General features: G+C 66.1%; 15 protein-coding genes and 1 tRNA gene. 12 read left to right on the top strand and 4 right to left on the bottom strand.

Annotated features, from left to right (window positions below; genetic code table 11):
* The first annotated feature begins 1 nt into the window (after nucleotide 1).
* From NO878_RS06690 to NO878_RS17255, 6 genes are all read left to right on the top strand, one after another.
* A complete protein-coding gene (locus NO878_RS06690) occupies nucleotides 2-700 on the top strand; it encodes an ABC transporter ATP-binding protein (protein ID WP_379824201.1) in 699 nt (232 codons plus the stop codon).
* Between the two features lies 1 nt (nucleotide 701).
* A complete protein-coding gene (locus tag NO878_RS06695) occupies nucleotides 702-2,300 on the top strand; it encodes an amidase (protein ID WP_256405184.1) in 1,599 nt (532 codons plus the stop codon).
* A gap of 105 nt (nucleotides 2,301-2,405) precedes the next feature.
* Nucleotides 2,406-2,639 (top strand): LSM domain-containing protein, encoded by a 234-nt coding sequence (locus NO878_RS06700; RefSeq protein WP_256405185.1) that lies wholly within the window; start codon nucleotides 2,406-2,408, stop codon nucleotides 2,637-2,639.
* Entirely contained in the window at nucleotides 2,636-2,809 is a 174-nt protein-coding gene (locus NO878_RS06705; protein WP_256405186.1) for a 50S ribosomal protein L37e, read from the top strand. Before NO878_RS06700 ends, NO878_RS06705 begins: the two co-directional genes overlap by 4 nt.
* A 157-nt stretch (nucleotides 2,810-2,966) precedes the next feature.
* Nucleotides 2,967-4,445, top strand: coding sequence for an amidophosphoribosyltransferase (purF, locus tag NO878_RS06710; protein WP_256405187.1), 1,479 nt, complete (start codon nucleotides 2,967-2,969; stop codon nucleotides 4,443-4,445).
* 87 nt (nucleotides 4,446-4,532) lie between these two features.
* Nucleotides 4,533-5,309 carry a halocyanin domain-containing protein gene (locus NO878_RS17255; protein WP_379824077.1) on the top strand — a complete coding sequence of 259 codons (777 nt, stop codon included), beginning with the start codon at nucleotides 4,533-4,535 and terminating at the stop codon, nucleotides 5,307-5,309.
* Here the strand turns inward: NO878_RS17255 and NO878_RS06720 are convergent.
* The 3 genes from NO878_RS06720 to NO878_RS06730 all read right to left on the bottom strand — a co-directional run bounded on the left by NO878_RS06720 (nucleotide 5,306) and on the right by NO878_RS06730 (nucleotide 7,730).
* Nucleotides 5,306-5,944 carry a helix-turn-helix domain-containing protein gene (locus NO878_RS06720; protein ID WP_256405188.1) on the bottom strand — a complete coding sequence of 213 codons (639 nt, stop codon included), beginning with the start codon at nucleotides 5,942-5,944 and terminating at the stop codon, nucleotides 5,306-5,308. The genes NO878_RS17255 and NO878_RS06720 overlap by 4 nt on opposite strands.
* Before the next feature lie 99 nt (nucleotides 5,945-6,043).
* Complete coding sequence (nirK, locus tag NO878_RS06725; protein WP_256405189.1) at nucleotides 6,044-7,159, bottom strand: copper-containing nitrite reductase; 1,116 nt, start codon at nucleotides 7,157-7,159, stop codon at nucleotides 6,044-6,046.
* Between the two features lie 166 nt (nucleotides 7,160-7,325).
* Nucleotides 7,326-7,730, bottom strand: a complete 405-nt coding sequence (locus NO878_RS06730; RefSeq protein WP_256405190.1) for a pterin cluster protein — start codon at nucleotides 7,728-7,730, stop codon at nucleotides 7,326-7,328.
* Nucleotides 7,731-7,853: 123 nt separating this feature from the next.
* Between NO878_RS06730 and NO878_RS06735 the strand changes: the two genes are divergently transcribed.
* Complete coding sequence (locus tag NO878_RS06735; RefSeq protein ID WP_256405191.1) at nucleotides 7,854-8,231, top strand: winged helix-turn-helix domain-containing protein; 378 nt, start codon at nucleotides 7,854-7,856, stop codon at nucleotides 8,229-8,231.
* A complete protein-coding gene (locus tag NO878_RS06740) occupies nucleotides 8,228-8,503 on the top strand; it encodes a DUF7521 family protein (RefSeq protein ID WP_256405192.1) in 276 nt (91 codons plus the stop codon). The genes NO878_RS06735 and NO878_RS06740 overlap by 4 nt, the downstream gene beginning before the upstream one ends.
* Nucleotides 8,504-8,551: 48 nt before the next feature.
* Here NO878_RS06740 and NO878_RS06745 read toward each other — a convergent pair whose 3' ends face one another.
* On the bottom strand, nucleotides 8,552-9,112 hold the full coding sequence (locus tag NO878_RS06745; protein WP_256405193.1) for a DUF420 domain-containing protein: 561 nt from the start codon (nucleotides 9,110-9,112) through the stop codon (nucleotides 8,552-8,554).
* 143 nt (nucleotides 9,113-9,255) lie between these two features.
* Between NO878_RS06745 and NO878_RS06750 the strand changes: the two genes are divergently transcribed.
* From NO878_RS06750 to NO878_RS06765, 4 genes are all read left to right on the top strand, one after another.
* A tRNA-Leu gene (locus tag NO878_RS06750) sits at nucleotides 9,256-9,340 on the top strand.
* Between the two features lie 153 nt (nucleotides 9,341-9,493).
* Nucleotides 9,494-9,829: a DUF7471 family protein gene (locus NO878_RS06755; protein WP_256405194.1), complete on the top strand. Its 336-nt coding sequence runs from the start codon at nucleotides 9,494-9,496 to the stop codon at nucleotides 9,827-9,829.
* Nucleotides 9,826-10,341 (top strand): winged helix-turn-helix transcriptional regulator, encoded by a 516-nt coding sequence (locus tag NO878_RS06760; protein ID WP_256405195.1) that lies wholly within the window; start codon nucleotides 9,826-9,828, stop codon nucleotides 10,339-10,341. Before NO878_RS06755 ends, NO878_RS06760 begins: the two co-directional genes overlap by 4 nt.
* Before the next feature lie 58 nt (nucleotides 10,342-10,399).
* Nucleotides 10,400-11,689 (top strand): DUF7405 family protein, encoded by a 1,290-nt coding sequence (locus tag NO878_RS06765; RefSeq protein ID WP_256405196.1) that lies wholly within the window; start codon nucleotides 10,400-10,402, stop codon nucleotides 11,687-11,689.
* Nucleotides 11,690-11,744: the final 55 nt, after the last annotated feature.

An 11,744-nucleotide genomic window follows, 5' to 3' on the forward strand; every position in this document is an offset into this window, starting at 1 on the left:
CCTGCTCGAACTCGACGCGGTGAACGCGGGGTACGGGCGCACACCCGTCCTCCACGACATCTCGATGGAGATCCACGAAGGCGAAATCGTCTCTCTCATCGGCCGGAACGGTGCCGGCAAGTCGACGCTGATGAAGACGATCATCGGCTTGCTCACGCCGACCAGCGGCGAACTCACGTTCGCGGGCGAGTCCATCGGTGACGACTCCCCCGAGCGTCGCGCCCGCCGGGGGATCGGCTACGTCCCACAGGACAAGGAGATATTCCCGCGGTTGACCGTCCACGAGAACCTCAAGGTCGGCCGGTTCGTCAACGAGACGAACGAGCGGGCCCTCTTCGAGGAGATGTACGACTACTTCCCGATCCTAGACGAGCGCCGGAACCAGAAGGCTGGCACGATGAGCGGGGGCGAACAGCAGATGTTGGCCGTCGCCCGGGCGCTGGTCGGCGCTCCCGACCTCCTCTTGCTGGACGAACCCTCCGAGGGCGTCCAACCCACCATCGTCGAGGAGATCAGCGACATCGTACAGGAGATCAACCGGGATATCGGGACGACGGTCTTTTTCGTCGAGCAGAATCTCGATTTTACGATCAACACCACCGAACGGTGTTACGTGATCGAGACGGGCGAACTGGTCAACGAACTTCCCCCGGACGACCTCCGTGACTCCGAGGTCGTCCAACGACACATCACGGTGTGAGATGTCCGGCGACACGTATCCGAACGTCCATCGGCCGTCGCCCGAACGGGTCGCGGCTATCGCTGACGGCCTCGGCCTGGAGCTGACCGACGAGGAACTGGCCGACTACCTCGCCGTCCTCGACGGCGCACTCGACGACGTCCGGCGCGTGATGGAACTCCCCTCACCGTCGTTCCCGATCCACCGGCGGAGCTACACCGACCGGCCGACGGGGCACTCGCCGTCGGGAGAGGACGACCCCTACAACGTCTGGATCACGCGGTGTACGGTAGAGGGCGCCGACGACGGCCCGCTCGCGGGGCGGACGGTCGGCCTGAAAGACAACATCGCCCTCGCAACCTACCCGATGACCTGTGGATCACGGGTGCTTCGCGATTACGTTCCCCGGATCGACGCGACGGTCGTGACCCGCCTGTTGGACGCTGGCGGAACCATCACCGGCAAGCTGAACATGGAGGCGTTCGCGTGGTCGGGGTCCAGTGACATCTCCGACTACGGGACCGTCCCCAACCCACACGATCCGGCACGACTGGCCGGTGGCTCCTCCAGCGGGAGCGGTGCCGCTGTTGCCCTCGGTGAGTGTGACATCGCCCTCGGCGGTGACCAAGGCGGATCGATCCGCATCCCCGCCTCGTGGTGTGGCGTCGTCGGGCTCAAACCGACGACGGGACTGCTCCCCTACACCGGGATCTTCCCGCTCGATCCGACGATAGATCACGTCGGCCCGATGGGCAGTACCGTCGAGGACGTGGCGCTCGCAACCGAAGTCCTCGCCGGCGAGGACGTCCAGAACGGCGTGCGGATGGACGCCCGCCAGCCACGCGGCGTCTCGGCTGAGCCGTACACCGACGCCCTCGACGAGGGGGTCGACGGTCTCACCATCGGAGTCCTCGAAGAGGGCTTCGACTGGCCGGCCGGCAACCCCGAAGTCGACGAGGTGGTCCGCGATGCGGTCGACAGCCTCCGCTCTCGTGGCGCCACCGTCGAGTCCGTGAGCGTCGACTTCCACCGTGAGATCCTCACGCTGCTGACGCCCCTCGAGATACAGGGCGGTACCCGGACGATGGAAGAGGGCGGCGTCGGCACGCACCACACCGGCTGGTACTGGACCGACCTCGTCGACGCCGTCGAGTCGCGGACGCGCTCACGGACGGACGAACTGCCACCGACGGCTAAGAGTTCACTGCTCGTCGGGACGTATCTCGCCGAAACGTTCGGCATCGAGTTCTACGCAAAGGCGAAAAACATCGGCCTCGAACTGGAACGACAACTGACGGCCCATCTCGATCACTGTGACGCGCTCGTCACGCCGACGGTGCCGATGTTGCCGTTCGAGCGCGACGACTCGCTGAGCCGAACGGAGCGTCTCGGACGGATCGTCGAGAATCACCGCAACACCGCGACGTTCGATCACACCCACCATCCCGCGCTCACGGTGCCGTGTGGGGAAGTCGATGGGCTTCCCGTCGGCCTCCAACTCGTCGGCGAGCACTTCGACGAGGCGACGCTCTTTACCGTCGGTCGAGCCGTCGAGCGGTCGACGGAGGCGCCGACGGTCCCAGTCCCGCCCGCTGCCGTCGGCCGGACAGACGGGGAGTGATCCCCCGACAGACCGGCGGAGTGGGGCGCGGAGCCGAGCGTTGACGGCGGCGTCGCCGCCCGACCTTCGGTACGTTTATTATTCCCACTCCCCGCCATTGATGGCATGGGTGGACGACCCCTCGACGTGCTGGAGGCCTCGCTTGACGAGGACGTGACGGTGCATCTCAAGGACGGCCGTGCGTTCCACGGCCTCCTCGGTGGGTACGACCAGCATATGAACGTCGTGCTCGAACCCGACGACGAGATCGGCGAGGGCGTCCTCGACGATCCGAACGTCGAGCAGATCGACAACACAACCATTATACGCGGCGACAACGTCGTGACGATAAGTACATGACCGGAGCAGGAACGCCGACCCAGGGAAAGAAGAACAAGACGACCCACGTCAAATGTCGACGTTGCGGTGAGAAATCCTACCACGTTCGGAAGAAGGTCTGTTCGTCGTGTGGCTTCGGCAAGTCGGCGAAGCGACGCGACTACGAGTGGCAGAGCAAATCCGGCGAGTAATCCGGCTCCGGACGGTTCGGTTTCTCGTTTTGTCGTTTCTCGCGAACGCCGTCAACCGTAAGTAGCGTCCCGAATACCGTTGATTCGTCGATGAATTTTGCGGCGGTTACATGCCTAATAGCGTGCCTTTTTACCCCACGACACACTACGGACGCTCATGGCACACGGGCGGGATCACCGTACCCCGAACGGGATGACCGAGAAGTGTGGCGTCGTGGGCGTCTCCCTCGCCGACCGCGACGCCGCTCGGCCCCTATATTACTCGCTGTACGCGCTCCAGCATCGGGGGCAGGAGTCGGCCGGTATCGTGACCCACGACGGGTTCCAACAGCACAGCCACGTAGAGATGGGACTGGTCGGCGACGTCTTCGGCGCTGACGACCTGGATCAACTGAACGGGCCTGCGGGAATCGGCCACGTTCGGTACCCCACGGCCGGCGGCGTCAACACCTGTTGTGCACAGCCCTTTTCGGTCTCGTTCAAGTCCGGATCGCTCGGCCTCGCACACAACGGCAACCTCGTCAACGCCGCCGAGATCCGGTCGGAACTGGAGGCGCTTGGCCACGCCTTCACCTCCAACGGCGACACCGAGGTGATCGCCCACGACCTCGCGCGCAACCTACTGGAAGAGGACCTCGTACGAGCGGTCAAGCGAACCATGAGCCGCATCCACGGCTCCTACGCGCTGACGATCATGCACGACGACGCCGTCCTCGGGGTGCGCGATCCCGAAGGCAATCGCCCACTCTGTATCGGAAAACTCGACGACGGCTACGTACTGGCCTCGGAATCGGCGGCCATCGACACACTCGACGGCGAACTCGTCCGCGACGTGGCGCCCGGAGAACTGATCGTCCTCGAACCGGACGGCTCCGGCTTCGACTCCTATCAACTCATCGACCGCGACGATACGGCCCACTGCTTTTTCGAACACGTCTACTTCTCGCGCCCGGACTCCGTCATCGACGACGGCCTCGTCTACGAGGTGCGGCGTGACCTCGGGCGCGAACTCTGGACCGAGAGCGGCATCGAGACGGACGTAGTGATGCCGGTCCCCGACTCCGGGCGCTCGTTCGCATCTGGCTACGCGGAGGCCGCGAACGACGGCGACGCCGACGTGGAGTTCGCCGAGGGGTTGATGAAGAACCGCTACGTCGGCCGGACGTTCATCATGCCGACACAGGACGAGCGCGAGCGTGCCGTCCGACTGAAGCTCAACCCGATCCGAAGCACGGTCGAGGGCAAGACCGTCACCATCATCGACGACAGTATCGTCCGCGGGACCACCTCGACACAACTTGTCGACCTCATCCGTGACGCTGGCGCCGAGGAAGTCCACGTCCGTATCGGCGCACCGCCCATCGTCGCCCCCTGTTATATGGGAATCGACATGGCGAGCCGAGACGAACTCATCGCGGCCGACAAAAGTATCGACGACATCAAAGAGGTCATCGGCGCCGACAGCCTCTCGTATCTCTCTATCGACGCCATCGCGGACGTGTTGGGACGGGCGAAAGGCGACCTCTGTCTTGGCTGTGTGACCGGAGAGTACCCGTACGACATTGAGGGAGAACAGACCGACCGCGACGTCACCCGGCCGGTCGTCGGCGGCGAGTCCGCCCCGGCGGACGACTGAGTCGAATCGCGATACTCGAAAAACCCCGCGGATCGGGGCTGAAACTGGCAATATTTTTGAAGGGGTCGTGTGTAGGAGGAGGCGACCATGAGCGAGGAACGCGACGTTCGGCTGGGACGACGGCGGCTGTTGCGGGCGAGCGCCGGGACCGTCGGGGCTGGCTTACTCGGTGTGGGAGCGACCGGGACCGTGGCGGGCCAGTCCGGACCGTTCGGCGGATGGATGAGCGACGTGAGCAACTACGAGGGCGTCGTCGACCAAACGGGCTCGGGCGAGGTGACGGTCGAAGTCGGCGTCGAGGCCAACAACGGCGCGTTCGGGTTCGGCCCCGCGGCCATCCAGGTCGACACCGGCACGACCGTCGTCTGGGAGTGGACCGGCCAGGGCGCACAGCACAACGTCGTCGCCGAGGAAGGCGGCGACTTCGAGAGCGACCTCGCCGCCGAAGCCGGCACCACCTTCGAACAGACCTTCGACTCCGAAGGTGTCGTGAAATACTACTGCACACCCCATCAGGCGCTCGGCATGAAAGGCGTCGTCGTCGTCGGCGACGTGGACACCGGCGCGGAGGTTGTCAGCGGCGGTGGTGGCGAGAGCGGTGGCGGTGGTGGCGGTGAAAGTGGCGGTAGTGGTGGCGGTGAGGGTGGCGGTGGTAGCGGTGGCGAAAGCGGTGGCGGCGGTGGCGAGAACGGCGGTAACGGCGGCAGCACGGCCAGCCAGGTGATGTCTCTGGCTGTCGGCGGATCACTCGTCGCCGCCTTCCTCTCGCCTATCGTCTTCGGACTGATCCTGATGCTCAGAAACGTCGGCGGCGCCCCCGACGACGCGAGCGCGGAACACGGGAATCCGAGCCACGAGGACTAGTCGACGACGCTCGCGTCGGCGATGAAGGCCTGAATAATCGCGCCCTCAGCGCGATGCAGTCGCTCGCTGGCTGTCGATTTGGCGATATCGAGGTGGTCCGCGAGGTCGGTCAACGTACAGGAGCGGGGCGTATCGTAGTAGCCGAGTTCGACCGCCGTCTCGATCAGGTCGCGCTGGCGGTCGGAGACGACCGACTCGGGGTCCATCGAGGTGCGAACCGACCGGACGTCGAACTCGAGGCCGAAGGTGCGAAGTTGATCGGCGAGCGACGACAGTCGCTCCCGTGAGGCCGTGAGTTCGAGGTCAGCGACGCCGTCGACGATGGTGATTGGCGGTTCGAAGGGGGTACGGGAGTTACGAATCGAGAGCAACAGGAGCGGGTCGTCAGTCTCGAACTGGATCAGCGCTCGGCCGTCGCCACGGTGGAGCAGTTCGAAGACCCGAACGCCGGTGGCCGCATCGAGTTTCGAGAGGACGGCCTCCATGTCGGGGGCGGTGATTTCGACCAACCCGACGCCCGTGTCGTCGTCGGGGAGCGCGGCGAGCACCCGAAAGGTCGCCTCTGGGTGTCGCGACGAGAGGTCGGCGATCCAGACGTCCTCCGGAAGTGTCACCGCGAGCCGTGCCGTGGGCATACCCGTACGGTAGTCCGCGGCGGGTATAAGTCGGTCCCGCCGCATCCGAGAGGGGAGCGGCGTCATCACGGCCAGGGATCGACGCCGGTCGCCCCGGAGTCAGGCGTACTTCGACCCCTCGTGACTGGTTCCGTGGGCGTCGGGGTCGTAGTAGTCCTCGCGCTTCTCGCCGACCACGTCGATTTCGGCCAGCATCCCCCGGCGGGCGACGCGGCTGAGCGCGTGGTCGACGAGTTTGATCCGCTCGGGGACCGGCGTGTCCATCTCGCCGATCATACAGCTTCCAGGCGGCACCTTCATCGTCTGGATGTTCCGGTCGGCGTAGGCCTCGAAGTCGCCATTCTGGGGGAGGCCGCCGTCGCGGTAGGCTCGCTTCCAGACGTTGCCGATGGGGTGGAAGTTACTGGAGTAGTTGGGGCCGCCGTCGACCATGAACACGCGAACCCGTTCGCCTTGCTGGACCTCGACGGGGCCGCGGTTCGCGGCCGCCCACGCGTACTTCTCGCCGTTCAGGAGCACGTAGGTCGGGTCCTCGCGCTTCATCGCGTCCATGTCGAAGCTGTGTTTCCCCTCCTGGCCCACCTCGCCATCGGTGTAAACCTCGTGCTGGCCGAAGTAGAGTTCGCGGTCCACCGTCGGAAGCCCACCTTCCGGCTCGACGAGGATCATGCCGAACATGCCGGCACTGATGTGCATATCCAGGTTCGGCACGGCACAGTGGTAGATGAACGCCCCCGGGTAGTCGGCCCGGAACGTCATGGCGTTCTCCTCGCCGGGCGCGGCGGTGGTCGCCACCGCCCCGCCACCGGAGCCGTAGACGGCGTGGAGGTCCACATTGTGCGGGAGGGCGTTACCCGAGGGACTCTCGAAGGTCAGGTCGACGGTGTCTCCCCGACGGACCCGTATCATCGGGCCGGGAATCTGGCCGCCGAACGTCATGAAGTCGAAGGTCACCCCCGGCTCGATCTCAGCGGTCACCTCCTCGGCAGTTACCGTGACCTCGTGGGTTGTCGGCTCGTCCCGGTCGATAGGATCCGGGAGGTCGGTCGGGTCGGCCGCCACCTGGTCGGCCGTCGGCGTCGACGTCTGCTCGACCTGCTGTCGCTGTATCTCCGCTTCAGAGGCCGTCGGAGCCTCGGCGCTGCACCCCGCAACCGTCGCCGCGCCGCCGATACCGAGCGCCTGGAGCGCCCGTCGACGGGTGGTTTCGAACATCGGGTGTCACCTCTATGTGGACCATTGGGGGGAACCCGTATCAACCGCCCAGTCGATTCCTGTCAGGTGAGGCGACAGCCGAACCCGTTCGCACGCGGGTACAAAAGGAGGCGGGGCCGAACGGCGAGCAGTCGATCCGACAGAGCGACGACGAAGCGCCGCGGCGTCAACAACAGAAAATAAACGGGTAGACGAGGCTCACGCGGTCCTCGTCCTCGATGTGCGTATCGAAGCCGTCGAGGACTTCGTTGAACTTGCCGTTGACTAACACCCGCGCGTATGGTTTCGTCTGTTCGCCCTCGGGGTTTTTGTGCCACGTGCCCGGGAGATTTTCGGGTGGCTTCGCCCACCCGTCGGTCGTCGCCTCGGCCTCCGTCTCCGCGACGAGCATCTCCGCGAGTCCGGGCTGTTCGTCGAACAGTTTCTCTAGCAGGTCCCGGAGGGTATCCCCCTGGAACGTGAACGTCTGGTGGGGCTGCTCCATCGCGTCACGGACGTGCCCGGTCGCGTGGAGCGCCACCGTCGTCGTTCTCGGACTCGCCTGGCTCTCGGTGTCGGTCGTTGTGCTCATGACGACTACTCATACGCGGATACCCCCCGAAAAGCTATGTCCGAACATATTCGATCGGCGTTCGACCGCCGGTGTGCTCCGGGAAACGGCGGGCCTAAGTGACTTCCTCGGCGAGGGGCGTGTATGGTGCGTGATCCGCTGTCGGGTGACGATCCGCCCGACCTGCAGTCGGTGTTGGACGCTCTCGACGACGCCGACTGCCGGACCATCATCCGACACCTCGACGAACCGATGACGGCGACCGAGGTGTCCGAAGAGTGTGATATCCCCATGTCTACGACTTACAGAAAACTCGACCTGTTGACCGAGGCGTCGTTGCTCGTCGAGGGGACGGAAATCCGGCCGGACGGTCACCACGCGACCCGCTACGAGACCGACTTCGAAGCGGTCACGATTGGACTGACCGACCAGCGTGACCTCGACGTGAATATCGACCGGCCGTCCCACAGCGCCGACGAACGCCTGGCGTCGCTGTGGGGGGAGGTTCGCAAGGAAACATGAGTCACCTCGACATCGCACTCATCGCCGTCAAGACGGGGACGCTACTGCTCGGGAGCCTCATCACCTTCCTCTCGCTCAAGGCCTACCGGCGGACCGGCACGGCCGCGCTCCGGGCGCTTGGAATCGGGTTCGGCCTCGTCACCGTCGGCGCGCTTCTCGCCGGCGTTGGCCACCAGTTCACCACGCTCTCGCTCACACACTCGATTGTCATCGAGAGCGCTCTCACGCTCATCGGCTTCGCCGTTATCGTCTATTCGCTGTACGTGGAGTGAGCCACCCCGCCATCGCCGGGTCGGGGACGGCATCGGGGTCGTCGGTCGTCAGTAGACCACATAGAGCAGGGCGTAGACGACGTTACCGAGGACGAAGGAGATCAGCCAGAGGCTCGCAGCGATCCGTCCAACCCGGGCGTGGGCGGTGTCGGTGAGGGCTGCGACCGGGCGCGTCGTCGCGAGAAGGAGCACGTAGTACAACAGCGGGATACAGACGATGGCGAGGAGGATGTGGACGGCCAAGACGGGGAGATACACCCACCGGCGGACGGCATCCGGCCCGGGGAACGCCGCAGGCCCTTCGAGGGTTACCTTGTACAGGTAGAGCACGAGGAAGACGAGAAAGAGGGCAGCCGAGGTCAGCATCATCGCGCGGTGTCTGTGGAACTCGCCGCGCCGGGCGAAGGCGACGCCGGCGACGATGGTGACCACGGCGACGGCGCTGACGACGGCGTTGACGTGAGGGATGGCAGACAGGGCGAACGCGGGCGCGCGGGGAACGACGCCACGGGGAATCGCGCCGAGTACCGCGCCGAACACCAGGGCGAGCGACACGACAGAGAGGGCGGCAGTCATCTCGGGGACACGGGTCCGGACGTCAAGCGGCATGCCTGACCTGGGGTGGCGACTCACAAAACGTCGGGGATTTCGGGGTAGGATCCGCGGCGGACCGAGACGGGCAAAAGGAAAGCCATTTCAAATACCCCCGACAACGGTGGTATGCGTAGCGACGAAATACAGAACCACTGCGAGCGTGGGTAGCCAAGCTAGGCCAACGGCGCAGCGTTGAGGGCGCTGTCCCATAGGGGTCCGCCGGTTCAAATCCGGTCCCACGCATCGCACCGGCGCGAGCGAACGCGAGCGCCCACCGATGCAGGTGATTCCCACCCGGGACATCACCCACGCACAACTTCTCTGCGAACGCACGACCACGAGCGTGAGCCACGGCCGGACGAAGCGTTCAGGTACGCACGGGGCGAACAGTCACGTATGACTCCGCCGGTCCCGCTACACGGCGTCGCGAACGCCGGTGTCACGCCCGGATTGCTCGTCGTCGTCCTCGTCGCGACCCTCGGGGCGGCCGTGCTTCTCGGCCTGGCCTTCGCGGCCTTCGTCCGACGACGCTCCCGTCCCTACCTCCTGCTCGTGGCCGCCTTCGCGGCGCTACTCGGTCGTTCCGCCGTCGTCGGGGTGAGTCTGCTCGGCGGCTTCTCGCCGGCCACGCACCACCTCCTCGAACACAGCCTCGACGTGGTGTTGGTGGCACTGGTCGTCGCGGCGGTGTACTACGCCCGGAGCGTCGACCGGGAGGTGTCTACCTCGTGACGACGCAACGTGACCGCATCCGCCGACACGTCGACGCCAACCCGGGTGTCCACTTCAACGAACTCGCTCGCGAACTTGACCTGGCGACGGGGCAGGTCCAATACCACCTCAAGAAGCTCCGCCGCGACGACGACTTGATCGCGGAGCCACTGTACGGCCGCACACACTACTACACGCCGGAGTACGACGCGACAGAGCGTGGCGCCATCGCCGTGTTGCGTCGGGAGACGGCGCGAGACGCGTTGCTCACCCTGATCGACCGGGGGCCGAGTCCGCCGGATACGGTCGCCGACGACCTCGGAATCGCCCGGAGTACGCTGGAGTGGCACTTGGGTCACCTGACCGAACAGGGCCTCGTCGAGAAGCGACGCGACGACCGCGACCGCGTGACACTCGCCCTGTCGCGGCCGGCGGCGACCGCCAGCGCGCTTCGGGAGATCGAACCCTCGCTTCCCGAGCGACTCGTCGACCGGTTCACGCGACTCGTCGACGGACTGGTCGCCGACGAGTAGCCTTCGAGAGCTACACCACAACCCGCTTCCCGTCAGCGACCGAAGTCGCCACTAACCGATGTCTATCGACGGCGACCGCTCGCGGCGGGCCGTCCTGAAAGCGGCCGTCGCACTCGGCGGTGCGAGCGCGCTGAGCGCCTGTCTGGACCGCACCGACGACGACCCGGTACCGACGGGTGATCCCGCGGCCAAGCCGCCGCGACAACACGCCTGGCGCGAGTACGTCCGCCACGACGACCACGGGAACAGCCGCCTTCCCGCTCACCAGGTCCTCCTGTATCTCGATTTCGACGTCGGGGGTCCGCCGACCGACGCGGACCGGGATGCGCTGGCGGCCTCGCTCGCGGCCCTCGACCGCGCCTACGCGTGGCGCCACGAAGGCCTCCTTCACTCGATTGCCTACTCGCCGGCCTACTTCGACCGGTTCGACACCCCGCTTCCGGAGGGAATCGACCTCCCGGAACCGACGGCCCTGTCACCGTTCGAGTCGCCGACGTTCGACCGGCAGGACGCCGTCCTCCACCTCGCGAGCGACCGGGCCGACGCCGTGTTGGAAGCCGACCGCGCCCTCCGCGGAGAGCGCGAGGCGGCAAACGGCGTGTCGGTCCCGTCGCTCACCGAGGTGGCGACGGTAGACTCCCGGCGGACGGGCTTCGTCGGCGCCGGCCTCCCCGCAGCCAACCAGGACGCGGCGGGGATTCCCGACTCAAAGCCCGTGCCGGAGGCGTCGCCGCTGTTCATGGGGTTCGAAGCGGGATTTCGCGGTAACCAGGCGACCGAGGACTACGTCACCGTCGATACGGGTCCCTTCGCCGGGGGGACGACCAAGGTGATCGCCAACCTGCGCCAGCGACTCGCCGACTGGTACGACGAGCAGTCCCACGAGGAACGAGTGATGGAGATGTTCAGCCCGGGGCACGCCGAAAACGGTCTCGTCGAGGGCGTCGGCGACAACCTCGGGTCGTCGAGCGGAATCGACCGGTTCGTCGACAGCGTCGTCGACGACGCGCGCGAGCACGGACGGGTCGGCCACGCCCAGAAGGCCGCGCGGGCGAACCGCGACGCGGACGGGAACGTCCGCCTGCTGCGCCGACACTTCGAGTCGACCGACGACATCGGATCGGACCAGCGGGTCGCCAGCCTGCACTTTCCGTCCCTCCAGCGGCGGATCTCGGCGTTCGAGGCCGTGCGTCGGGCGATGAACGGAACGGACCTGACCGAGGCGACACCGGCGATTCGTCAGCGGGTCAACAACGGCATTCTGGAGTACATCTTCGTGCGCCGGCGGGGGAACTTCCTCGTCCCGCCACGGCGACACCGGGTTCTGCCGACGCCGCGGCCGGAGTGAGCGACACGCCGGCGTTCGACGGCCGGACCAGAACCGGTATTCCGCCCGAACCCCG

It is taken from the genome of Haloplanus ruber (assembly GCF_024494725.1).
GTDB classification, from domain to species: Archaea; Halobacteriota; Halobacteria; order Halobacteriales; family Haloferacaceae; genus Haloplanus; species Haloplanus ruber.